This is a genomic window from Paenibacillus sp. 453mf (genome assembly GCF_900116105.1).
In the GTDB taxonomy this organism is placed as follows: domain Bacteria; phylum Bacillota; class Bacilli; order Paenibacillales; family Paenibacillaceae; genus Paenibacillus; species Paenibacillus provencensis.
Genome location: NZ_FPAC01000004.1, coordinates 97,348 through 120,917 on the forward strand (window position 1 = coordinate 97,348; position 23,570 = coordinate 120,917).

The 23,570-nt window shown below is 44.7% G+C and carries 23 protein-coding genes and 1 pseudogene; 2 read left to right on the forward strand and 22 right to left on the reverse strand.

The genetic code is table 11. From position 1 onward, the window contains the following. Nucleotides 1-304 precede the first annotated feature (304 nt). On the reverse strand, nt 305-466 hold the full coding sequence (locus BM415_RS24810) for an LPXTG cell wall anchor domain-containing protein (protein WP_139237014.1): 162 nt from the start codon (nt 464-466) through the stop codon (nt 305-307). A 235-nt stretch (nt 467-701) separates the two neighbouring features. Here BM415_RS24810 and BM415_RS17980 point away from each other — a divergent pair, with 235 nt between their 5' ends. After that, the gene (locus BM415_RS17980; RefSeq protein WP_091160399.1) at nt 702-2,156 is read left to right on the forward strand and encodes a methyl-accepting chemotaxis protein; all 1,455 of its coding nucleotides are present in this window, start codon (nt 702-704) and stop codon (nt 2,154-2,156) included. Nucleotides 2,157-2,249: 93 nt separating this feature from the next. Here BM415_RS17980 and BM415_RS17985 read toward each other — a convergent pair whose 3' ends face one another. Next, complete coding sequence (locus BM415_RS17985; protein WP_091160401.1) at nt 2,250-2,741, reverse strand: YbaK/EbsC family protein; 492 nt, start codon at nt 2,739-2,741, stop codon at nt 2,250-2,252. A gap of 193 nt (nt 2,742-2,934) precedes the next feature. Here BM415_RS17985 and BM415_RS17990 point away from each other — a divergent pair, with 193 nt between their 5' ends. Beyond that, a complete protein-coding gene (locus BM415_RS17990) occupies nt 2,935-3,582 on the forward strand; it encodes a DUF1796 family putative cysteine peptidase (protein WP_091160402.1) in 648 nt (215 codons plus the stop codon). Nucleotides 3,583-3,744: 162 nt separating this feature from the next. Here BM415_RS17990 and BM415_RS17995 read toward each other — a convergent pair whose 3' ends face one another. The 20 genes and pseudogenes from BM415_RS17995 to BM415_RS18090 form a co-directional block, all read right to left on the reverse strand. Continuing rightward, nucleotides 3,745-5,133: a glycoside hydrolase family 30 protein gene (locus BM415_RS17995; RefSeq protein WP_244533542.1), complete on the reverse strand. Its 1,389-nt coding sequence runs from the start codon at nt 5,131-5,133 to the stop codon at nt 3,745-3,747. A gap of 32 nt (nt 5,134-5,165) precedes the next feature. Then, nucleotides 5,166-6,806 (reverse strand): type 2 periplasmic-binding domain-containing protein, encoded by a 1,641-nt coding sequence (locus tag BM415_RS18000; protein WP_091160404.1) that lies wholly within the window; start codon nt 6,804-6,806, stop codon nt 5,166-5,168. 152 nt (nt 6,807-6,958) lie between these two features. Beyond that, a complete protein-coding gene (locus tag BM415_RS18005) occupies nt 6,959-7,846 on the reverse strand; it encodes a carbohydrate ABC transporter permease (RefSeq protein ID WP_091160406.1) in 888 nt (295 codons plus the stop codon). A 26-nt stretch (nt 7,847-7,872) separates the two neighbouring features. Continuing rightward, nucleotides 7,873-8,868, reverse strand: coding sequence for an ABC transporter permease (locus BM415_RS18010; protein WP_091160407.1), 996 nt, complete (start codon nt 8,866-8,868; stop codon nt 7,873-7,875). A gap of 277 nt (nt 8,869-9,145) precedes the next feature. Then, entirely contained in the window at nt 9,146-10,156 is a 1,011-nt protein-coding gene (locus tag BM415_RS18015) for a LacI family DNA-binding transcriptional regulator (RefSeq protein ID WP_091160409.1), read from the reverse strand. Between the two features lie 337 nt (nt 10,157-10,493). Beyond that, nucleotides 10,494-11,666 carry a dicarboxylate/amino acid:cation symporter gene (locus tag BM415_RS18020; RefSeq protein WP_091160410.1) on the reverse strand — a complete coding sequence of 391 codons (1,173 nt, stop codon included), beginning with the start codon at nt 11,664-11,666 and terminating at the stop codon, nt 10,494-10,496. Between the two features lie 255 nt (nt 11,667-11,921). After that, complete coding sequence (locus BM415_RS18025; RefSeq protein WP_091160412.1) at nt 11,922-12,269, reverse strand: hypothetical protein; 348 nt, start codon at nt 12,267-12,269, stop codon at nt 11,922-11,924. Nucleotides 12,270-12,271: 2 nt separating this feature from the next. Next, on the reverse strand, nt 12,272-13,348 hold the full coding sequence (locus BM415_RS18030; protein ID WP_091160414.1) for a WXG100 family type VII secretion target: 1,077 nt from the start codon (nt 13,346-13,348) through the stop codon (nt 12,272-12,274). 269 nt (nt 13,349-13,617) lie between these two features. Continuing rightward, entirely contained in the window at nt 13,618-14,187 is a 570-nt protein-coding gene (locus BM415_RS18035; protein WP_170862544.1) for a DUF4256 domain-containing protein, read from the reverse strand. A gap of 103 nt (nt 14,188-14,290) precedes the next feature. After that, nucleotides 14,291-15,157 carry a GNAT family N-acetyltransferase gene (locus BM415_RS18040; protein WP_091160418.1) on the reverse strand — a complete coding sequence of 289 codons (867 nt, stop codon included), beginning with the start codon at nt 15,155-15,157 and terminating at the stop codon, nt 14,291-14,293. Nucleotides 15,158-15,236: 79 nt separating this feature from the next. After that, nucleotides 15,237-15,602 (reverse strand): hypothetical protein, encoded by a 366-nt coding sequence (locus tag BM415_RS18045; protein ID WP_091160420.1) that lies wholly within the window; start codon nt 15,600-15,602, stop codon nt 15,237-15,239. A 153-nt stretch (nt 15,603-15,755) separates the two neighbouring features. After that, nucleotides 15,756-16,055: pseudogene (locus tag BM415_RS25680) on the reverse strand (hypothetical protein); the annotation flags it as partial. A 36-nt stretch (nt 16,056-16,091) separates the two neighbouring features. Further along, nucleotides 16,092-16,310 carry a zincin-like metallopeptidase toxin domain-containing protein gene (locus BM415_RS18055; protein ID WP_244533544.1) on the reverse strand — a complete coding sequence of 73 codons (219 nt, stop codon included), beginning with the start codon at nt 16,308-16,310 and terminating at the stop codon, nt 16,092-16,094. Further along, a complete protein-coding gene (locus BM415_RS18060; protein ID WP_091160421.1) occupies nt 16,307-16,504 on the reverse strand; it encodes a hypothetical protein in 198 nt (65 codons plus the stop codon). The genes BM415_RS18055 and BM415_RS18060 overlap by 4 nt, the downstream gene beginning before the upstream one ends. Nucleotides 16,505-16,715: 211 nt before the next feature. Further along, nucleotides 16,716-16,967 (reverse strand): hypothetical protein, encoded by a 252-nt coding sequence (locus BM415_RS18065; protein ID WP_091160423.1) that lies wholly within the window; start codon nt 16,965-16,967, stop codon nt 16,716-16,718. A 5-nt stretch (nt 16,968-16,972) separates the two neighbouring features. Continuing rightward, nucleotides 16,973-17,683, reverse strand: a complete 711-nt coding sequence (locus tag BM415_RS18070; protein ID WP_244533550.1) for a hypothetical protein — start codon at nt 17,681-17,683, stop codon at nt 16,973-16,975. Nucleotides 17,684-17,733: 50 nt separating this feature from the next. Then, complete coding sequence (locus BM415_RS18075; RefSeq protein WP_091160425.1) at nt 17,734-18,162, reverse strand: WXG100 family type VII secretion target; 429 nt, start codon at nt 18,160-18,162, stop codon at nt 17,734-17,736. Between the two features lie 109 nt (nt 18,163-18,271). Further along, complete coding sequence (gene mutT / locus BM415_RS18080; protein WP_091160426.1) at nt 18,272-18,655, reverse strand: 8-oxo-dGTP diphosphatase MutT; 384 nt, start codon at nt 18,653-18,655, stop codon at nt 18,272-18,274. Between the two features lie 233 nt (nt 18,656-18,888). Further along, on the reverse strand, nt 18,889-21,303 hold the full coding sequence (locus BM415_RS18085) for a restriction endonuclease-like protein (protein ID WP_091160428.1): 2,415 nt from the start codon (nt 21,301-21,303) through the stop codon (nt 18,889-18,891). Beyond that, a complete protein-coding gene (locus BM415_RS18090; RefSeq protein WP_091160429.1) occupies nt 21,275-23,488 on the reverse strand; it encodes an MrcB family domain-containing protein in 2,214 nt (737 codons plus the stop codon). The genes BM415_RS18085 and BM415_RS18090 overlap by 29 nt, the downstream gene beginning before the upstream one ends. Nucleotides 23,489-23,570: the final 82 nt, after the last annotated feature.

Below are 23,570 nucleotides of genomic sequence, written 5' to 3' on the forward strand. Positions count from 1 at the left end.
AATCCACGCATCCACGTAGGATGCGACGCAGTTTCTTATGTAGATTACTTGGCTTTCACTTGATTTCAATCCACGCATCCACGTAGGATGCGACTCAGATATTCGAGCAAATATTGTCGAAACATCATTCTAAAGAGAGGCATATCTATACTAATTAATTTTTTCTCGCAACATAGACCCATATATTATCTATAATACAAAATAGTTGCAAATAATCACAGTGCGAATCTCTATAGCAATTTATGTTCACTATACATTCGCACTTCACATTTCTAGTACTTGTATTAACTCTTTCCTGTCTCGCTCACTTCTTCTTCCGATTGACCAAATAGAGTCCTCCCGCGCAGATGATTATCGCTGCAATGGACAGCATGACATTGCTTGCCGACATATCGGTGATGAGCAAACCCAAGAGAGCGATGATGATTAGAACCGCATACATTATGTTAATAACTGCCTTCCTCAATTCTACTTCCTCCTGTTATAAGGTAATTTATACCAAAATGAAAAATTATCTAAGATATGTAATTATTTTGGACGATATATTTGTATATTGACTCAATTTCATTGCTGCGTAGAACGCTGGATTTGATTCAGTCCGGTATTGTTTATCTTAACATTTTTTCAAGAAACCAATAGCAGATTCTTTTGTGAAAAGATAAACACCGAATCCCTATTTTTCAACTACAGGAGGAACATGAATGACTCAAGTTTTACTCGAACTTCACAAAAGAAACGGTCTGCTGGTACTACTGCTGTGGATATGTACCACCCTTGGTATCGTATCGACAATCGATTCAATGGACGGGGTATTGTCAATCGCCTATCCTGCCATTCCTATTTGTTTATTAAGCACCTTCCTATATTGGAAAAAGCTATTTATTCCGCAAATTAAGCTCTTAATGGTTATCGGTATCAACATTATTAGCTTTTCGATTATGTCGATGGGTTCAGCTGTAACCAATTCACTCGTATTATACTTGGGATTGGCCTTCTGCTCCCTCTATATGGATCGATTTATCATGATTCTAAACGGAATCATCGGGCTGGCTTTATTGAATTATTTCGGCGCTACTGCATATGTCGGAGCGGATATTGTCGGACTCAACACGTTCTATATCGTCGTCCTGCTCACACTGATTGGTCAGAGCACGGTCGGGACTCGAATGCTGGGGAATATGAACGCTAGCATGAATGAAGCGAACGAAGCCAAAGAACGGGTCGAACTGCTCATTAATGAAGCAAGAACGGTCTCGGCAACACTCAATACATCAGGCAAGGAACTGAACGAGAATGCGGTCATGGCAGGAAAGATCAACGCCGAGGTACTGGCTGCATTTCATGAGATGTCGGCAGGCATCGAATCCCAGGCAAGCAGCGTTTCCGATATCAGCTCCGCGATGGAGAGCCTGAATGATTCGGTTCAGCGTACTTTCGCTGCCTCAGAGACGACAAGTGAAAAAGCCACTATTGCTGCCGAACTGACTAAGGAAGGCCAAGACCAAATTACCGATCTTGCAGACAAAATGCATCAGGTCTCAGAGCTCGTCGATAATACAGCGGTGATCATGGAGAAGGTCAATTCGGAAAATGTAAAAATTGGCGGCATCCTCTCTTCTATTGAGGAGATTGCGAAGCAAACCAATCTGCTGTCCTTCAACGCTTCGATTGAAGCGGCTCGCGCAGGAGAACACGGCAGAGGCTTCGCTGTTGTGGCCGAGGAGATTCGCCAGCTTGCTCAGCAGACCCATCGTGCATCATCAGATATCGCAGGGATTCTATCGTCGATCCAGAGCAACATTAGCTCGGCTGCGGTCCGTATCACAGAAGGCCAGACCGCTTCCCGCTCTGGAGCTGAATCGGCGGATATCATCACAGCTCTATTTGTGCAAATCAATACGAATACAAAGGAAGTCATGGACCAGTCAGACCATCTGCTTGAGCTGAACATTCAACTCCAGTCTGCATCCACTCAAATCACCGATGAGATCTCCTCCGTATCCTCCGTTACAGAACAGTCGGCTGCTTCTGTCGAGGAAGTGCTGGCGAGCGCCGAGCTGCAGCAGCACCGGGTGAATGAGATTGTGGTAAGTATCCAGAAGCTGAATGAAACCGCGCAAGCCATGGAGAAGACGTTACAGGACAGTAACAGCTGAATTCGGATTTAGTGACTTCTCAGTAATTCAGCCATATAAAAAGGAAGCTCTCCAGCGTATTGATGCTGGAGGGCTTCCTTTTCTCTCATATACTTATGTCGAAGCTTCTTCCTCTTGCCAGCCTTTGCAGACATCAACCCAATCGTTCGCATGGGAATACAGAGCCAGTTCATCACAGGTCAGCTCGATCGCAGAATTTGGACTGCCGCAGGCAGGGAACAGACTCTCAAATCGTTTCATTGACACGTCCAGATACACATCAAGCTCGTGAGCTAAGCCAAATGGACACACCCCGCCAATGGGATGACCTGTCTGTACGACTACTTCCTCCGAACCCAGCATTCTCGCCTTATAGCCAAAGAGATCCTTGAATTTCTTGTTACCGATCTTGGCATCACCTGCTGCGACGATCAGGACGGCATTCTCGTCTGCTCCACGGAAAGAGAGTGTCTTCGCAATTCGAGCCGGGATCACACCAATCGTTTCTGCGGCCATATCCACCGTTGCACTAGAGGTATCGAACTCAAGTACATCCTGTTCTCTGTTATACGCGCGGAAGTGTTCTTTTACACTAGCAATGGTCATCGTTCAAGCTACCTCCCTATTCTTCTCTCAAATTCATACAATAAGCAGTACGGTTAGCGATTCATCACTATTTTAGCTTGTTTGCTTGAACAAAATCAAAGGTCTTAGATCTCGCTTCTCTCCACTTATGACCTGAACTTTGCAGCGCTGCGAACATAAAATATAGAAATTACGAGGAAGAAGTGAAGTGTACATGATCTTGCAGGAATTGAAGGGTGCTTACACCTGTTATATCAGCCTCGGCAGCTCATGCGAACCGGCCGCGCATCTCCGTAGAAAGGGACTTCGTACCTTCTCCGGTCCACTGGATTGGTCTGTCGCCTTATCGCTGACCGATATAAATCGGCTGCTGATGAACCAGTTTCAAGGGTATATGGAGCTCTCTAATATGGGACTCATTGACGGTTATGCTACTTATGTGGATAACGAGATCGTTACACCTGTTAAATCCTATTTTGTGAAGGATCACCAATATAATGTTATTTCGGTGCATGATTTCCCTGTTGTTGAGGGCCAGGATTGGACTACTTTCCACCCCGCTTTCAAAGAAAAAATCGACAGACGCTGCCAGCGTCTGCTGAACCATTTGCGCAACAGCCCGAATACCCTGTTTATCCGTTGGGGGAGCACTTATGAGGAAGCGCTTCAGCTCCAGACAGTGCTCCGTTCGCTTACGGGCGGCAGCTTCCACATCCTGATCGTGAATGGCATCGATGGACTGAATTCCGTCGTAGATAACGGCTGGGCACTCCCCGGTATCTGCTCTCTGGGGATTCCAAACCGGGCTGGGGACGACGTAACATGGGATTATCTATTGGATGGGTTTAGTCTTTCAAGCTGAATTGAGTACAATTCATCATTTGCGACTCGTTCAGTGGTGTTCATCCAGCATATGGAGACAAGCCAAACAAGGCGAGGGCTTCATCCACTGAATGGATGACCCTCGCCTTGATCTTGTTATACAATTAAATCCATAAATGAAGCAACACGTCGGCTCTGCTATCTACTGAAATGCTAGAGTCAGTGCGCTCTTCGCCGCCATTCCAAAGCTTACACAGTCTGCACCTGGAACGTGCACCTCTACAGAGCTCTCATCCTCACTGTCATTGAACAATACGACGGTGATGGAGCCGTCCGTGTTTCTGAACGCCACAGAACGGACGGTTTCATTGCTGCTGGAGCCGATACGCACCGCCTTCGGGCGAATATGCTTGCTGAAATGGGCAAGCGCATAATAATCCAGAGTATACGTCAGCTCACGCGTCACTTGATGAACAGTCACAATCCCGCGGCAGGTGCTCTTGCCAAAGCCCGGCACTGTCGGTCCGTTGTTCTCATCAAGCGCCATATTCCACAGTACGAAGGATTTGCTGTAATTGCGCAGGATTTCAATTCCTGTACGCATGACATTGGAGAAGGCCTGCTCAAACGGCGGAATCCATTCTCCTCCGGAGCCTTCCGTGAAATGCACCTCTGTGTCAGGATAGGCCCGGAACACATCAGTCTGTGCGGTTGGTCGGCCCCCATACCAATGCCAAGCCACTCCATCCACGGCCTCCGCCGCCTGTTCCAGCACGGTCAGCGGATATTCCGGCTGATCCCAGTTGTGGTCGTAGCACAGGATTTTGGTGTTGAGTCCATTCTTGACGAACTCAGGCTTCAGGTGATCCTTGATGAATCTGGCCTGATCCTCCGCTGGAAAAATCATGCCCGGATAATGACCAGGTGAATACAAGGATTCATTCTGCGGTGTAATTGCATAGACCGGCAAGCCATGCGCCGCATAAGCCTTAATGTACCGTACGAAATATTCGGCATATGCCGGATAGTACTCCTCGATCAGCTCACCGCCGATCATGGAGCCGCTTGTCTTCATCCAGCCCGGCGGGCTCCATGGGGAGCCCATCAGCTTGAGCTGGGGATTCAGACGTACAGCCTCCTTCATGAGTGGGATAATATCTGCTTCATCATGCGCGATGGAGAAGCTCGCAAGCTCTGAATCCGTTTCTCCTTCAGGCAGGTCATTGTAGCTGTAGAAGTCCCGGGCATAGTCTGAAGCACCCATCGGATTCCGTATAACGGACAAGCCGATACCTTCGGCGGGATCAAACAGCCGAAGCATCAGCTCCTCCCGCTGCTCGGGCGAGAGCACCTGATGGATCAGATAGGCTGCCGAATCGGTAAAGGAAGCTCCGAATCCATCCATCTCCTGATACTGCTCGCTGTCGTCGATGATGATGCTGCACAAGTGTGCCTTGGGATCAGGCGGTGTGAGTTCTTCTCTCGTTTTGTTCACATACAGGGATTGCTCTCCATTTGATTCGTAGATGTTCAAGTTCGTCAAGTTCCGCATGCTGCTCTCCTCCGAGTTCTTCCGTTTTAAGACTTCCATATTTAACATCCCATTCTCGCTTCCAAATTACATTACAGACCAAGCTTCTCTTTGTTCGCTTTCATCTTCTCACTGCGGATCTCTACAATCTTCTCCCAGCTGTTGGCATCGAGGAACCCTTTGTATTCATTCAGTACCGCTTCAAACTGGGCATCGTCCTTAGACCGGATCATACTCACCATTGAAGTGTTCCACTTGGTGTTGATCGCTGTAAGGGCACGCGCTTCCGGTGTACCTTGGTCCGGATCAATATTTTCGAGGATAAAATGCGGTACCAGCTTGCCTTCACCCCATGCCTGCATCTGCTTGATCGACTCAGGGAAGGCATCCTCACTCAGCGTCTTGTGCTTGTCATGTCCGAAGAACATGAATTCACCCATCCGGTATTCCTTCTTGAACTGATCCGCATTGTTCTGCTGAATTTCTTTGACCTCCGGTGTAAACTGCACCGTTCCATCTGCGTTCTTCACATATGTCTCGCCTTCGATGCCGTAGTTCATCAGCATTTGCCCTTCCTCACTGAGGAGATAGGTGAACAGCTGCATGGATTTGGCAGGATCGGCGTTCTGCTTCGTAATGAAGCTGACCATCCAGCCCGAGATTCCGGATTGGTTCAGCTTCGGCGCATTGGAGACTGTGCTCTGAGGTCCGTCAATAGCCATGTACTCCTTGCCCGGGTTGGCCGTCATGAAGATCTGCAGGTTACCTCCCTGCTGCGGTGTGCCGTCGAGCATAATGGTCGCGTACTTGCCGGATTTTACTTTTTCCTCAAATGCGGTTCCGTCATCAGCAAAGCTGTCATCGCTAATGTTGCCGTCACGATATACCATATTTAGTGTCTTCAGCCAAGTGAGATAATCCTCATCCAGGTTGCGGTTATAGAAGCCGCCATTTGCATCCTCCAGCGGAACTCCGATGAAGTCCTGAAGTACATCACCTAGAGATCCAGTGCCTTCGCCAATCGAGTTAAAGCCAAGTGGAATCAGCTCAGGGAACTGTGCCTTGATGTCATTCATGACGGACTGGAACTCTTCCGGCGTCCCTACACTTGGACTTCCGAGCGCTTCATACACATCCTTACGAATAATGAAGGCCGTCTTGGCCGGAATCGTCCCTTGATCGTAGTCCTCCTGCGTATTCGAGTAGTTCGGGTAACCATACGTCTTGCCGTCTGCGAGCTGGAACCAGTTCAGTGTATCCTGCGCAGCCACGGTGTTGAAATAAGGATCGTATTGCTCAGCCAGATCGTTCAGCGGAAGTGCCCACGTCGAAGCCTTCTGTACCACAGGGGAATTGATGCCAAAGGTCGTAATGAGATCCGGCATGTCGCCGCCCGCAAAGAACGTATTCAGCTTCGTGTCATCACCTGTGATAAATTTAATATCAATGTTTAGGTCTTCCTTGATCTTCTTCGTTACAACGTCATTGCCGTAATCCGTGTTCCACCAATCTGCGTTCACATACCAGGTCAGCTGCGTCGTTTCTTCCTTCGTGTCGAGCTGCCATGCCGGCTTGCTTGCATCCGGTGTATAACGATCCTCAATGGAGATCCAGTTTGCTTCCTTGGAGCTCGAGCCTCCCCCGCCGCAAGCGCTCACGAGCAGCATAACGGACATCATGACAGCTGTCAGAGTGAAGCCTTTTTTGCCAATACCGAGTGTTCTTCTAGACATATTTCATACCCTCCTCTTGATATTAAAGCGCTTACTGAATAAAAGTGATTCTTACTAAAAAAGAAATACATCAGATCTATGTTGTGCTTCTTGTGTTGCCGTAACTTGGCCTGCGAATGACTGCAAACGTATGTCCAATATGGACTGAGCTCCTACTCTTTGACTGCCCCGAGCATCATGCCGGAGATAAAATAACGCTGCAAGAGCGGATAGATAATGACAATCGGCAGCGTGGTAATGACGATCGTCGCCAGCTGTACGCCTTTGGTCGCCGTCTCGATGACAACCGATCCCCCGATATTTTGCATAGACTGTGTCTGCGACTGCACGATAATCTCATACAGCTTCATCTGCAAGGGATACAGTGCTTCATTCGTGACATACAGCTTGGTAGTCATAAAATCATTCCATTGCCCGACCCCGTTAAAGAGTGCAATGGTCGCCATGGCCGGCATGGACAGCGGGATAAAGATTTTGAGGAACACCTTCCAGTCGCCGGCTCCGTCGATCTTGGCCGATTCCTCCAGCGCTTCCGGCACACCTCGGAAGAAGTTCATCAGAATGACGACATCGTAGTAGCTGAGCAGCGCCGGAATGATGTATACCCAGAAGCTGTCCAGCAGACCGAGGTCCTTGATCAGCAGGTAGGTAGGGATCATGCCGCCGGAGAAGAACATCGTAATGACACCCATAGATACGTAGAGCTTACGGCCGCGTACGTATTTTTTACTGAGACCATAAGCGACCATCGCACAGAAGAACACATGAGTGACTACCCCGATGACGGTCTTGGAGATGGATATGAAAAAAGCCTGCCAAATCGATGAATCCCGGAACACCGCCTGGTAGTTCTCCAGTGAGAGCTCGGATGGCCAGAAGATATAACCACCCTCTGCCAATGCCCGGCTGGAAGCAAAGGATGAAACCACGACATTCCAGAGCGGAACGATGATCACAATCATCGTAATGACGAGCAGCGTGGTATTTACCGCATTAAAGATCCGGCTGTCGATGTCTCCTTTAATTGCTCTTGAGTTCACAAGTATTTCCCCCCTTATATAAAACCTTATAGCACGGATTGATTATCGTTCAGCCTGCTCGTAATCTTGTTTGCCGTCAGCAGCAAAATGACCGAAACGATCGATACGCCGAGACCCACTGCTGTCGCATAAGAAAAATCGCCCTGCGTCATCCCCATCCGGTACACATAGGAGTTGATGACCTCTGCACTTTCCCGGTTCTGTGAGTTCATGAGCACAAGTGTCTGATCCAGATTCGAGCCGAGTAGTCCGCTCACGGTCAGAATCAGGTTCAAGCTGATGATCATCTTCATGTTCGGAATTGTAATGTTCCAAATTTGGCGAAGCCGGTTGGCTCCGTCGATCTTGGCAGCTTCATAATAGGTAGGATCGATCTTGGACATCACCGCCAGGTACAGAATCGTCCCCCAGCCCGCTTCCTTCCAGATGTCAGACAGAACGGCGATCCACCAGTATTTGCTTGGGTCAAGCAGGATGTTCTGCGGCTGTGAGATCAGACCGAGAGAGAGCAGAATCTGGTTAAACAGACCTGTCGTCGACACCCAGGTGATCAGCATCCCGCCCAGTACGATCCAGGAGAGAAAGTGAGGAAGATAGGATACGGTCTGAACAAATTTCTTAAAGCGGCTGCCGCTTAGTTCATAGATCATGATGGCTAGAATGATAGGTACAACAAACCCGATCGCCAGCTTCAGGAAGCTGATGCCAAGCGTATTAATGACCGATTCCCAGAAATACTGATCCGTCATAATAATCTTGAAGTTGTCAAGCCCGACCCATGGCGCACTGTCGATTGTGTCAATTACGGTATAGCTCTTGAAGGCGATCGTGAGTCCATAGATCGGAATAAAGTTGAAGATGATCATAAATAGTACGCCCGGAAGAATCATGGACTGCAGCTCCCACTGCTTCACGTAATCAACGCAAAATTCCTTGATCCGCTGTCCCATGGGCTTCTTGGCTGGCGGCCTCATCGTGCCTGACGAGGTATCAGCCGGCTGAATCAGAGCTGGTTTGCTCATTTGCTTCTCTCCTTTTGAAATTTTCTAAAAGAAACATAAAAACGTTTTTATTTTTTGTTAAAAAAATATCACGTTTTTTTCAAATAAGACCGCTTTCATAACAGCATAATCAACAAATGAAGGACCTTGATAAGCTTTGCTTGAACTACTTTCACTGCTTTTTCACGTTTCTAATCTACTTTTATTCATTTTACTTTTACTGTTACTTTTTACATCTCTCGATTTGTAAGCGTTTACTATTAGACTGGGCGGGAACTTCCCTTTTGTTGTAAAAAGGTTAATCCCGCACCATTTTGATCTGCGTCGAGCCTCTAACGATGAGCTCTCCCGGCAGCTTCTCATGCCTGCCCTCTTCCTTCTCCTGGATCATGCGAATCAAATGGTTCACGACAAGTATGCCCTGCCTTGCGATTTGGTTCCGCACTGTGGTCAGCGATGGTGAAAAATACTGTGCAATGTCGATATCGTCAAAGCCAACGACGCTCGTATCCTGTGGAATTTCGTATCCGAGTGATTTGAGCGCACGCATCGCCCCGATTGCACTGAGGTCGTTCCCTGCAAGGAATGCATCCGGCAGCTTGCTGCCATGCACATTCACAAATGATTTGACCGCACCGTACGAGCCTTCCTCTTCAAAATAACCCTGCAGAATATAGTCTTCATCGACCGGCAGGCCATAGTCAGTCAGCGCCGCAAGGTACCCGGCCTTCCGCTGCTCACTATCGAACATCGTCTCTACACCCGCGATATAGGCGATCTTTTTGTGACCCAAACTGATCAGGTATTTCGTAGCTTCATACGCATCCACATAGGAATCGAAGATAATGCTTCCCATGGATTCATTCTGTATCTCACGATCCAGAAACACCGCCTTGACGTTGTTCTTCTCCATAACGGCAATGTCATTCTCGTCGATTCTGAGCTCTTCGTAGACAATGACGCCATCTACCCGCCCGCCAAGAATGTTGCTCATAATGACCTGCTTATCCTTGGTTACAAAGATGTTCAGACCATAGCCGTGGCGGTCACATTCCCGTGACATTGTCTCCACCAGCGTATAGAAATACGGTCCTGACACACTTGTGGTGAAGAAGCCCAGCATCTTCGATTTGCCCGATTTCAACAGCTTGCCGTTGATGTTCGGCACATAATTCAGGCGCTTCGCGACATCCAGAATATGCGACTTCGTCTCCGGATTCAGCACATCCACATCGTTCAGGGCATTGGAGACCGTCGAGATCGACACTCCCGCCTCCCTTGCCACATCCTTGATCGTTACCTTTCTCATCTGCCGTCTTCCTTTTTATAAAAACGTTTTTATGAACTGAATATACTATAGGTGTGATTTTATGGCAACTGTTTTTTTGAATTAGAGATGGAATTAAATCGTGGTTTGTACGGATTTACAAACACTTTGTTCTAATATTTCAGCTGGGCTATTGGCCACACAATAATAGAAGATAGACTACTTTGGCATCCATCTTGTGCAGTATAGTATTCATCCATGAAATTCAAGAAAGAGATGTACGAATCTTTTCCCCTTTTAGAATTAGCCTCTTCCGCTACTTTCCATGTAAAAACAGCTCAGACATCTCCTATGAGAGGCGCTGAGCTGCTTTACTATTTTATGCAGGTTCCGACTTGCTCATTCGATCCGTGATGATCGCGATAGCACCGTCACCTGTAACATTCGTTGCTGTTCCGAAGCTGTCCTGAGCAATATACAGTGCAATCATCAGTGAGGTCAGCGTCGTATCGAAGCCGAGCATGGACTCCAAGAGACCGAGTGCGGCCATGACCGCACCACCGGGAACGCCAGGAGCAGCCACCATGGTAACACCCAGCATTAAAATGAAGGGGAACATCGAGCCGAAGGTAATCGGCATCCCCGTCAGCACCATAACGGCCATCGAGCAGCTTACCAGCGTAATCGTACTGCCGGATAAGTGTATGGTCGCACACAGCGGAATAACGAAATCAGCTACCTTCCCCTTGACTCCATTCAGCTTCGTCTGACGAAGCGTCACCGGAATCGTTGCAGCCGAGGACTGTGTCCCTATCGCTGTAAAGTAAGCGGGAATCATATTTTTGAGCAGGGTGAACGGATTCTTGCGGCCAATCTGTCCAGCCACCGTGTACTGTATGACCAAATAAAGAATATGCAGGACGATAATCATGACAAACACTTTAACAAAGACAGATAAAATCATCGTCACTTGTCCGCCATACGTCAGATTGGCAAACACACAGAAGATATGGTAAGGAAGCAAAGGAATAATAACTGAAGCGATCAACTTCTCGACAATGGCTCTAAAGTCAACCATCACATTCTGCAAAGCTTGTCCCTTAATGACCGCAGCCCCAAGCCCAAGTGTGAAGGCCAGCAGCAAGGCAGTCATGACCCCGAATACAGGCGGCATATCTACGGTGAAATAAGGCGCAAGCAGTGCCTCTTCCGGATTGCTAAAAGATTGGGTAAGGCTTCCCGCCTCCAATATATACGGGTATAACAAGGTTGCAGCAAGAAACGCCAGCAAGCCCCCTATAATGGAAGAAACATAGGCAAGACCTGTCGTTAACCCCAGCAGACGTCCTGCCCCCCTTCCCAGCTCGCCGATCCCTGGCGCTATAAATCCGATAATAATCAAAGGTATGGCGAAGCCTAAAAAGTTGCCGAACAGACCGCTAAAGGTAGCAAGCCCTGCAACAAGCCACTCCGGTGAAAACGAACCCACAGCAATCCCGAGTAGAATGGCAATCAATATCTTCGGCAGCAAGCCGAGCTTCTTCTTATTCATGATGTCATCACCTATTAATGTCATATTTTTTGTCCACTGTACAAGGACATTAGTCCTCTTTAGGCGGAATTCTCAAAAATATATCACATAATAATGTAATTGTCATGCCCTAAATGTATGAAATTTGAGTATTATTAAATATTTTTCCTAATTTATATCTCTCTGTCTCTTGTGAAGGTTATCTATATACAAGAAATCATCTAGGTAAAGAAAAACCTTGAATAAGTGACGAACACTCAATCAAGGTTATACTAACTACTCTACGGTTACATTGTCACTTCTAAATGTCATTATTTTTATATCTCCTTCACCTTCAAAGACGATTCTTATGTCTTTCGATGTTGAAGAAGAATCTACATCCGAACAACTGATCTCCAAGATTGAATCGGAATCTACCGTATCATTTGTTGAATCTAAATGATAACTTTGTACATTATCGAAAGTAATCTTAATTACTTTCATTTCATCTTCCTCGGGACTGTAATTTTTTTGTCTCCAATTACAAAGATCAATATCGAGAACCAGTTTCTCACCATTAATACCGATATTATCTATTAAGCTATCGTGCAAATCGTATTCTTCAATAAAGGTATCTATTTTCATACTTACTCACCGTCCTTTATTACTATATGAGAAGCTTTCGAACCTTTACCCACTGGATTTCCGTCAATATCAAAATAATAATCGACCTTTTTATCGGTATAACTCCGATTGTGGATATGGTAATGGTCTACTGCTTCGAATCCTGTTGCACCCTTCTTTCCTGGATCATAACTGATTTTGACACCTGTTTCAGGGCTGTAATATTCCCGAGACAAGGTATTCTGGGCTTTCCTTGGATTAGTTACATCCTGCCAGCCTTCTTTGAGCAATTGATCTTGGGTCTTTGTTCTTATGTCGTTGATCATATTGCTCATGGCTTGACCCATACCCTCAGTATTTTCTTTTGATCTACCTCCGCTTCCATCCGTATCCGGTTTATGATTCGGACCTCCCTTAATACCGAGCCTGCCAACCAGAAATGAACCCAACATTACGCCTGCCTGTTCGCCAACGAAGTTAGCTTTTCCAGATGCGTTAGCCTCCTCCTGAATTCCTTCCAGGAATGCTTCTCGTTTCGCTTCATCTATGACCATATCTTTGCCCCAAGCGGCACCTTCGATGACATCCTCAACGGTTCCTACCGTAGCATTATAAGCCATATCTCCTAAAGTTCCGATAGGATTCTTAACAAGGGCCGTTCCTGTATCTTTTAATGATTCGACTACACTTCCCAGACCTTTATTGAGTTCTCCTGCCAAGTCCTTTGCGGTGTCTCCAACTTGATCTATAAATGATTTAGGCGGCTCACTAGGGGTACTTATCGTACTTAGTTTAGCGAATAGCTCCATCCGCTGATCGCCCATAAAATCCTGCAGCTGATCCGCATCCATGAATCGAACGGCAATTCCCTTTAGTTCCTGGCTAATCACTTGCATACGCTCTATGGTTACATTCATTTGCTCATAGGCTGTCTTAAACTCCGATTGAAAGACCAGCATTTTCTGACCATCCCACTGGGTTAATAGCGTGAAGATCTGCCTGAGCAAATTCTCATTGATTATACCCAGCTGCTGAGAAGCTTGGCCAAACTGATCGGATACCGATAACAGCACCTCAGTCGGAACTCTGATTCTCGTCATACGCTACCTCTCTATTTATAATAGTTGAATTTAACTCAGACTATTATGAAATCAATCCAGACAGGTATAATTTTACAAATATATTATTCAATGAAAAAGGTTCCCCTGTCCTTTCTTCGCCATCTCGAGTTCATACAGAAGTCCTTCATGAATGAGCATATGACTTTTATATCAGTTTAGCCGCTGTGCCGAGACGCATATGCCAAAGAGCCTCACTTATTAAGGAAGTGAAGCTTATTGTCATTGTTCAGCTATTTTTCAATCTATAATTAAACTCTCAGCAAACCGCGGAAGCCCCTGGCACCGTAATAGGAATCTGCCCCGTTGTGGTACACAAACACTGTATCATACCGGTAGTCGCAAAATATCGCCCCACCAAGTTTTCGAATGTTCGGAGGTGTCTTAATCCAGCTTGATGTTTTGTTATCGATCTTTCCAAGCTTCTGCTGCAGCTCCCGAAATTGTTCTTCCGTCAGCATCTCAATTCCCATCTCAGCCGCCATGTTCACCGCACTGTTCTCTGGCTTATGCTGCTTTCTAGACTCCAGCGCTTCATGATCGTAACAGATACTTCTGCGGCCTTTCGGGCTTTCTGCGGAACAATCACAGAATGTGTATTCACCAAGCTCTGCATCAAAACCAATCACGTCAGGTTCACCGCCGGTTCTCTCCATTTCAGATAGCGACCATAGCTTTTCTGGCTGAGTGTGCAGCTTATCTTCTACTGCGCTCCATTCGATTCCCTCATGGCGATCCATATGCTTCTCAAAACGCTTCTTTAATATAGTAAGAATCTCTTCCTGCTGCTCCTGCGTTAATGTCCTCTGTTTGTTTACCATTTTCATAACCTCCAGTGCTTGTTTTAAATATTACAGATCACATACCGTCCCAAGGGATCTATATATGCATGTTCTATATTCCATCTTCTTATTTCTTTCCATCTCAATCAATAGTAAGCATCATTTCATATTGATGTCCAATCGTTTCAAATCCTATTTCATGCAAAAACAAATTCATACCCTCACATGTATCATCCACATTAACAACTCGCAGTTGCTCACCCTTTGAATGTTTGATCAAAGCAGCTACTATGTTTGTCGCTATCCCTTTGCGCCTGTATTTCGGAAGCACCGCGATCTGCGGGACATCGCCTGTTGCTGGGTCTACGATGCCGTAACCTACAATCTTCTTCTCCTGCCTCACGACTGCATAGACAAACTGCCTCTCTACTGCACGAATGGAATCCATCGAGTTTTGCCAGGAGGGGGTGAAATCCCATAACATTTGCAGTTGCTCACACGTATCCGAATCTACTTTTGTCAGGTACTCGATGTCATAAGTCAGCTCTTTTGCATGAAAACAGCCCTGTTCCAGCTTATGAAACGAGAAGTTTCTTGTAATGGAAAGCCCTTGCTTTTTGTATAGCTCGAAGGCAGCCTTATTGTTTTGTAAGACCTCCAGCAAATACTGCTCCACCTGATTCCGCTTGAGTTCTTCCCGTACAGATTGGAACATGCGGCTTGAGATACCCTGCTGTCTATGTAAAGGTGTGACGCCGGTTCCAAGATCGTATGCGGTTCGTGCTCCATCCCACATCCTCATTCCATTCAGGATAAAGCCAACAAGCTCATGTCCAGGTTCTGTAAATGCACCGATCGAAATCTCTGGAGAATAACCTCTTCTAACAAGCATCTTTTGAAAAGCTTCAAGCGACAGATTCATACTCACCTGATAATCGGAAAAGGCTTCTATAAATGCGCGATGCAAGGTTTGAGTATCTATGTTATCCAGTGTTTCGTATATGTACATGGGCTCGTTCCTCCTATTAAAGGGATACAGATAAAGCAGTAAATCTTTGTGTAGGCTCACTGGATCAATAACTCATAGATTACATAATACAAGATTTAATTTTGGCTTCAATATCTTTGTTCATTCCGTAAACCTCAAAGTATGAAGTATCAAATGGACGAATTTCCAATTCTGCTTCGTGATGAAATTGTACTATCTTTTCTACTTTTTTGATCAGTTCATCTGTATTTAGGATTCCCGAGTAAGGCTTTGGAAACAACACTTCTGACGGCTGATTACTGCTACCAAACACATCAAAAGCAAACCAAGTAAGATTGGAAGTTTCATGCTGAATACAGGTTAATATTTGAACAAGTTGTTTTCCTAAACAGCCTATTTCACTTTGAAAATGTTCCCCACTTAATCTAAGTGTAAATGCAGGTTCCTTAAGATAATTATATTCCAACTTTTTTATTTCCTTTAACCTGATTAGATGCATGATCGAATTGATCAGATACCGATAGCAGCACCTCAGTAGGAACTTTGATTCTTGTCATAAGCTACCTCTCCATTTTATAGATAGGTATAATTTTACTTGTATCACCCTAATTTATTTAACCTACGCCTTATCCTTTTCCGGTTCTTCGTCACTCATAATGTACTCTATATCTTCATCTGTAAAATCATTACCTTCCGATACTGGATGCCCATTAGCATCTAACATACCCATTACTGCCTTATCAGGATCTGATACTATTAAAGTATAGTCTTCAAATAAAAATGGATTAGGCTCAAGATCAACCGTTACTCTCCAAGCTGGCCGTATATCATCATTCTCTCTATCATCTGGGTTTATCCTAAATGTATAGCCTTCATCAAAAAATAAACTTTCTATTCGTTCATCAACCCTCCCATCTAATCCACGTGATACATATTAACAACAGAAGGTTTTTTCTTAATGAATATCTGTCCATTCCACGTAATCAAATGCAGCTTCAAAATCACCTGTAAGAATCTTTCTCTTTTTATCTACTACTACAGGCACACCTAATTGATTCCATTTCTTCTTGAATTCTTTAATTTCTTTCCTCGTAGCTAGTGCTTCCCCATAACTATTTGTGTATCTATTTACTTTTCTATAATCGTAACTCTCACTGAGTACTTTCCCTGTCACTTCAGAATTCCCTTTTTGAGCACTTCCAATTTAAATTCCAGTTCTACCAGAAGAGAGCCTAATATTACACCAGCTTGCTCACCGACGAAGTTTGCTGTTCCGGATTGATTTACTTGCTCCTGCATTCCATCCAGAAAAGCTTCTCGTTCTCCTTTATCCATGATCATATCCTTGCCCCATGCGGCAATACCCACAACATCCTCTATGTCTCTACTGTCGCATTGTACGCCATATCTCCAACCGTACCAATGGGGTTCTTAACAAAGGCCGTTTCAAGTATCTAATAGATTCGACTACGCTTTCCAGGCCTTTTTGGGTCGACAATGTTTAATTTAAGAATGCAAAAAAGCTCATTCCTACTCATAATTCAAGTGGAAAGGAGCCTAAGTTTAGCAAATGTACGAGTTATGATTCAATCGTTGTCCTATCGACAAAATTCCTATTCTCTTTAATAATCATTCTAGCCAGCCTTCTACCAGCTCTTTTGAAAAAGAATTCATCAGAATAATTGTCAGAATCAATTGAAGTAAGCTGATTTATAACATCATTTTTTTTATGATATTCAATTTTCCCCATTGTTTCTTCATTTGGTCCATAACGATATACTACTCTTTCTTCATCCTCATAATCCTTTAGCATGATCACAAATACCGCCACTGTTCTCACTCCTCATAATTCTTCTCCCAGTCCCATACTCTTCCTGATTTTATTGTTTTATCATGTGCTGTTCTATAATTAGTCTTGAATATTCCTTCAAATTTTGATTCAAAAATTTCATGATGTAATAATTGTATATCAGAATCTATATGCTGACCATTCATTAATCTTTCCCAAGCCTGTGCTAGTTCATAGTCTGGATCAAATCGCCCAATACCATGATCTTTAATGTGTAAGTTACTAAAAACATGATCTTTGATCCTTTGAACCCTGCTAAGAGGAAAGTCTGTATTTTTTGCGATAGCTTCTACATCTTTCGTGCCTAAGTCTCTAAATTTATCATACATTTCTTCAGCAATCGCTTCTTCTCTATAGAACTGCTCTGGGGATATATCTCTTCCTCCGGATTCAGCATACTTTAAATCATCAGTCTGTGCCGATTCTGCAGAATTCCCCTTGTCACTACCTCCATCACTACCAAATTCAGGTTTTAATTTTGAGCCTCCCTTGATCCCAGCTCTACTAATTGCTGCAGAACCTAATATAAATGCTGCTTGTTCACCTAAATAGTTAGGGAAACCGCCGGATTCCTGAATGTTCTCCTGAGTGCCGTCCCAGAATGCTTCTCGCTTCTCTTCATCCATGACCATATCTTTGCCCCATATAACAGCACCTTTTATGTCTTCTGCTGTTCCTATAGTAGCGTTATATGCCATATCACCCAGCGTCTCCATTGGATTTTCGTATAAGTTAGTTGCTGTGTCTTTTAATGAATCCCCCAGATCACCAAGGCCTTTTTAACCCCACTACCAAAATCTGCTGCGACGTCTCCTGCTTTTTCCAAGAATGATTTAGAAGGCTCGCTAATGTTATTTGTTGTACTTAGTTTAGTAAATAGCTCCATCCGCTGTTCGCCCATAAATTCATTCAACTGATCTGCATCCATGAAGCGAACGGCAATTCCCTTCAGCTCCTGGCTGATTACATGCATACGCTCTATGGTCACATTCATCTGTTCATAAGCTGTCTTGAAATCCGTTTGGAAGAGATCCCCTCTCTGACCGTACCAATTGGACATAAGCATAAAGATTTGCCGGAGAAGGTTCTCATTGATCATCTTAAGCTGGTTAGATGCATGATCGAATTGATCAGATACCGATAGCAGTACCTCAATAGGAACTTTGATTCTTGTCATAAGCTACCTCTCCATTTATAGATAGGTATAATTTTACTTATATATCACCCTGTGGAACAGGTACCCATGTCCCTTCATTATTCAAGTCGATTCATTCGGAAGGCCTTCATTAATGAGCAGATAATTGTTCAACAAAAGGAATATCTGCTGGAGCGAATTGATACTGTGTCAGTTCCGCTGCTTGTACCCATTTGTATTCTTCGTGATCAGATAACTGAATGGTTCCTCCCAGTATTCTTGCCTTATATGCAATAAGTCGAATCGTCACCGTATCATAGGTGTGCTCATTCACAGCAAAAAAAGCATAGGGCTCAATCTTGATATTCATCTCTTCCTGCAGCTCTCTGATTAAGCACAACTCCGGTGATTCACCAACTTCAATCTTGCCGCCTGGGAACTCCCATAATCCTGCTTGAGACTTCCCTTCTCGCCTTCGTGCGATGAGCATACGTCCATCTGTTTCTTCAATAATAGCTGCGGCTACTTCGATCATGTTTATCACCGTCCCTTTTGTCCTGCTGATTAGTTTATAGTACTAATGATATTCTATGGTACATTAATATTCATCTCCAAATCCTCTACCTTCCGATACTAGCATTTGATATTTTCATTGCGAACTTATAATGACCCGCCCAGCACAAAAACACCTCGAAAGGCACGAAGCCCATCAAAGTGTTAAGTATCGAAAATTGAGTCCTTTTCATGAAGCTAACTATTGCTCCCCGCCTATTCATCCACCCGAATGTCTTTAACCACCTGAGCCAAGTCCACCTGCGTATGATCCAGCTCTACCTTTACCGCACCTCTACGTCTCTTCTCCCGCCATTCGTTTAACTGTTCTTCCTTTTCCAGTTTCAGTTCGGCAATTTCAGTTGCCCGGTCAAAGATGTATTTGGAGGTGTATAGTAATCTATAAATTCCAAGTCCACCGGATACAATGGGCTCTGGTCGCTTCGTCCATTCCTCGATACGGAACTTCACGTAGAGCTGATCCTCCGTCCCTGAGCGTGCAGGGCGTTCCTTGATCTCTTCTCTTCGCAGCACCTTCCAGTCTTTCACCTTGCCGACATAATGGATTCCTGTCTCTCCCGTTATATCAGCGAACTTTCCAATGGATTGATACACCGCTACATATTCAATTTGCGTAAGTATTTGGTGATCTACGATATTTCTCAGCGGCAAATGGTAGTACTTGTATTGAAGTGAACTCTCTAATTGAGCTACTTCTCTTAACGAGCCGACGAGCACATTCTTGCCTGCAAGCTTGTTTTTATAGTACCCCTGAGTACCACGAGGTCTTGTAGACCTTTCGTAAGCTTTTTCGGGACTGTCCATAATAATCTCTTCCAAGAACTTATCCATCAGCTCCGTCGCATTCGGCAAGAAGGGAAAGGCCCCAACGTTTACGAGTTCTATGCTCTTATAAAACTTATGCTCGCGGTAAGACTGCTCATCATGATATGGGAAAAGCACATAAGCGCCAAACATACTACGCTCTAGCTCCTGACCACCCTCACTGTAGACAATTGCGTCCCGATAACGGTGCATCGTATTAATATCTTCTTCCACCGGTCCAGGCTGCCTATACTTCTCATAATAATAAGAGCCTTCATAGGCAGGATCGATCCGGTACTTGGCATCAAAAATATATTTATATTCCATTGAGGAATCGTTCTTCTTCAAAGTAAGCACATTATCCGGTCTTTGGCCTAACGTCGCACTCCGATCCCCACTTGGCAGCCTATTATAATAAAGCGTGAAGATTTCACCGTTCCTCGGGTTCCGATACTTCATCCTTGCTGACTGAGATTTGTCGAGTGTAAAAAACACGCCCGTCCGATTCACCTTAATCATGTCCTGCTTCAATAACTCATACTTCTGCCCGAGGAGCTCGTTAATCTTCAGGAAGCACCAATATTCATACAGCTGGGCTAAATCCTTCATCGACAAACGGAATAGATCACTTTGCACGCTTAGACCCTTCATCAGCATTAAGTAACTTCGATACACCTCGCGATATCCCGGCGCCATCTGCAGCACTAATGACACCGATAGCTGCTTCATCTCACCAACCTTTAGAAAATCCAGCTGTAATAGACGCTGTACCTGATTTTGAATCGAAGTCATCTTCTTATCCAGTACGGGATCCTGCAGTTTACCTGAGGCACTCAGCTTTCTCTTCATCTCCTGCAGCTTCTTCGATACCCTGATAAGCACCCATCTTACAAAACGATTCTCCAATGTATCGAACTGAACTTGGCGCTTGGTTTCAAGGGCATGAGATGGATGCAGGCGCTGCCCCTGATGTGGAATAAATCCATGCGCTTCATGATGGGTCAACAGGTACGGTCGTTTGGCGAGAAACGCGATATTTTCTTTTCCCGCCTTCCTGACCTTGGCTGCATCTACGATGCGCTGTTCTTTAGCTAGGCTGTAATGAGGATTTGCGTGAATTCGTTCCACGGCTTGTCTTAGCTGATCAAACACATGCTGCAATATCGTGAAAAATTCGGTTAGACTCTGATTCTGTGTCTCCTTTAACCCTGTCAGATGATAAGTCTTTCTCAAAAAATCAAAGGATAAATTATAAATTTGCCGATTAATGTCACTCAGAATCATTTGGTAATCCCTTTTGTAATCCATCTTGGACGGATAAATCTCGATCTGAAGCTGGAATAGTGACCGGCCCTGCTGACGAAGCTCAAGCTCGGTTAACCCCACCTCGTTCTGAAAATTCAAAATACCCGAAAGGATCGACTGCCCAAGTGGCTTAATCGCCTGCCGTAAATACAGATTGTCATGGTAGAAGATTAGCTCGGTCCCCTGTTTCTTCTCAACAACGAGCTCATATGCCTGCGTTTCATAGAATAACGGATAGCTCTTCTCCCCCGTATGCCATGGAACCAGCTGTCCCTGCTCCGGCGAAAAAACAAAGATGTTCTCCACCTCAAGCTCACGGGTTAAAGTGCTAATCTGCAGAGTATTAGAATCCATCCATGCACCCACATCATCCCGATGAAGCTGCAAGGATTCTACGGTCGAATGATAGGGCTTGCCCTGAATATAGAGGTTAAAAAGATTCGTCTCGATCCGGATCAGCTCCACGCTATGATTAAGAAAGCCAGTATGAGGTGAACCCATCTTCCTCTAACCTCCGTAACATAAAGGCAAGCTTCCGTGCAGACAGTGGATACTTTACTTCCTCGACCTGCTGCTTACTACCATATTTTATATATAGATCAGAAGCGTCATCTAAGAGATCCTTAACAGGAATCGATTTGCCAATCGCCCCCTGCATTAAGAGGAGCAATACCTTTTTAACAGATAAGCTACTTCCTTGTATGCGAGGTAGAATCTTCTGGAGAAGCTGTCCGTCGAACGCTTTGTCCTCTGATAATAGCTCAAACCGCTGATTATATGCCATATAAAAGCAGATCGAGTCCCGAATCCGGAAGCCGACATGGGAATGAATCTCCTCTAAGATGTTATTGATCTTCACCAGTTTGTCAGTCGTCGAATGCACAAGCTCTGGATAGGTGTTATACATATCGGTTAACTGCAAATATTCGCTACGCAAGAAAGCATTATTGGAATTTGAAGATTCAAGGTTATCTATTTCAACACCCTTAGATGGAAATTGCTCCAGATTAATATAGTTGAATTCAATCGTGTTCGCGCGATCCAGCACCTTTTTGCTAAAAGGATGTGTCGTCTCGTCCATGTTGACCGTTCCAATCACGTACACATTATCCGGCAGAGTCAGGCCACCATATATCGACTGATCTTCCTCTCTTAAAGACTCCGGTCCAATCAACGCCGAAGTTACGATTCGACTTCCATGCCATTCCTGGGTTTCCATCACACTCAACAGATCACTGAAATAATACTCCACACGCGCCAGGTTCATCTCATCCAGACAGATAAAATAAGGCTTGTTCTTATTCTCAGCTCTAGATGCCTCTACTAACACTTCCGTTAAACGCCCAGGTCTAAACACACCCGACAGATCCTTATACCCTAACAGATCAGAAGGGTCACTCCAGTCTGGTCTTACCGGGATTAAAGTAAACTGTCCATTCGCCATGGTAGCACCCAAAGCTTCGGCAAAGAGCTTCACCAGCTTCGTCTTCCCTGTTCCCGATACCCCGGCTAGAATGACGAACGGCTTGGTCTTGAGAGATAAATAGAAATTCTCCATGAGGCCATCTGGGTAGAGAAAACCTTTATGGTGAATATATTGCTTCACTTGTTCTAGTTGCTCTCTGACATTGATGCTCACTGGAGTTATTTCCTCCTCTGGAGTAGTTTCATCTGCTCTATCTTGTAACACGATGTTTACATAATGTTTGTAGTTAGAAACGAGGTTCTCAAGATCTTGTAGGAGGACTTCATCTTCCGGCAATGTATCTCTATCGTATTTGATATAAGCTACCGTAGAGACTTGGTAATCTCGGCCCAGGCCGCTTTTTTCCATGAGAATAATATTCTCGTCTTTATGTAGTCCATCTAGTGGGATTAGGCTACGGATCTCTTGAGTTTTGTTCTTGAGGTACTCGTATCCTCTGAGTTTGCCTTGCTTTAAGGGTTCGGTAACTCCTTGGATAAACGTTAGATACACGGACTGCATATCCTCGGAGAACAGGTATACGATGTATTCACCCTGCTGAGTCGTCAGCGTGAGTCGTTTATCCATGAATGCGATCCAGGGAACATTAGCCCAATTGCCCTGTCCAACGGAACCTTGAACCTTGTATTGCTCATTTAAAGATAATAGATCCTTCAACTGGCCAGGAATAGAATTTCTAACTAAGATGCCTAAAGGGTGTTGTGCGAACGGCTCCATTTTGGCTTGGAGATACGTGTTCATGATCTGCGATAATGCATCGTGTAAGGAGAAAGGAGAATGAGTCGTTCTATTCAATTCTAGCTTTCTATTGTAATTGTCTAGCTCTTGCATGGCGTATTCTTTAAGCTCCTTAAGTGTGTCTTCGTTAAACAAATCAGGGTCGGAGAAGGTAATGGTTTGATTTACTTGGTCGAATGTGAGAACAGAGGATAGAGCATCAATTGGTGTTTTTAGTAGGGATTTTGTTTGGTTTAGCGAAAATTCATTCCATCCATCTGCCTTTTGTTCAGGTGGTGAATCTACTATGTTTCCTTGCTCGCTTTCGTCTTGGAAGTATTTCAAGAACTTTTGAGCTAGTTGATCCAATGGAATTTGGACGGATTGAGTTTCTTTATAGAATTCAATAATGGAAAGAATAAGAACCATTTTGTATGATTTTTGTTTGGAGCGAAAAATATTTGATAGTAATTCTGGTAGCATGATGACCTCCGTTAAAGGAATTCTGTAACTATAGTATAAAAGAAATAAAAGCAGCCTCCAAAGCACGGAAACTACTTTAATT

Bases quoted from the DNA above. Each gene is read 5' to 3' on its own strand.
- BM415_RS18090 (WP_091160429.1), bottom strand. From the start codon at position 23,488: ATGCTACCAGAATTACTATCAAATATTTTTCGCTCCAAACAAAAATCA.
- BM415_RS17990 (WP_091160402.1), top strand. From the start codon at position 2,935: ATGATCTTGCAGGAATTGAAGGGTGCTTACACCTGTTATATCAGCCTC.
- BM415_RS18035 (WP_170862544.1), bottom strand. From the start codon at position 14,187: ATGGTAAACAAACAGAGGACATTAACGCAGGAGCAGCAGGAAGAGATT.
- BM415_RS18010 (WP_091160407.1), bottom strand. From the start codon at position 8,868: ATGAGCAAACCAGCTCTGATTCAGCCGGCTGATACCTCGTCAGGCACG.
- BM415_RS18075 (WP_091160425.1), bottom strand. From the start codon at position 18,162: ATGACAAGAATCAAAGTTCCTATTGAGGTACTGCTATCGGTATCTGAT.
- BM415_RS17995 (WP_244533542.1), bottom strand. From the start codon at position 5,133: ATGGAAGTCTTAAAACGGAAGAACTCGGAGGAGAGCAGCATGCGGAAC.
- mutT (WP_091160426.1), bottom strand. From the start codon at position 18,655: ATGATCGAAGTAGCCGCAGCTATTATTGAAGAAACAGATGGACGTATG.
- BM415_RS18085 (WP_091160428.1), bottom strand. From the start codon at position 21,303: ATGGGTTCACCTCATACTGGCTTTCTTAATCATAGCGTGGAGCTGATC.
- BM415_RS18015 (WP_091160409.1), bottom strand. From the start codon at position 10,156: ATGAGAAAGGTAACGATCAAGGATGTGGCAAGGGAGGCGGGAGTGTCG.
- BM415_RS18070 (WP_244533550.1), bottom strand. From the start codon at position 17,683: ATGGCATATAACGCTACTATAGGAACAGCAGAAGACATAAAAGGTGCT.
- BM415_RS18025 (WP_091160412.1), bottom strand. From the start codon at position 12,269: ATGAAAATAGATACCTTTATTGAAGAATACGATTTGCACGATAGCTTA.
- BM415_RS17985 (WP_091160401.1), bottom strand. From the start codon at position 2,741: ATGACCATTGCTAGTGTAAAAGAACACTTCCGCGCGTATAACAGAGAA.
- BM415_RS17980 (WP_091160399.1), top strand. From the start codon at position 702: ATGACTCAAGTTTTACTCGAACTTCACAAAAGAAACGGTCTGCTGGTA.
- BM415_RS18000 (WP_091160404.1), bottom strand. From the start codon at position 6,806: ATGTCTAGAAGAACACTCGGTATTGGCAAAAAAGGCTTCACTCTGACA.
- BM415_RS18040 (WP_091160418.1), bottom strand. From the start codon at position 15,157: ATGTACATATACGAAACACTGGATAACATAGATACTCAAACCTTGCAT.
- BM415_RS18020 (WP_091160410.1), bottom strand. From the start codon at position 11,666: ATGAATAAGAAGAAGCTCGGCTTGCTGCCGAAGATATTGATTGCCATT.
- BM415_RS18030 (WP_091160414.1), bottom strand. From the start codon at position 13,348: ATGACGAGAATCAGAGTTCCGACTGAGGTGCTGTTATCGGTATCCGAT.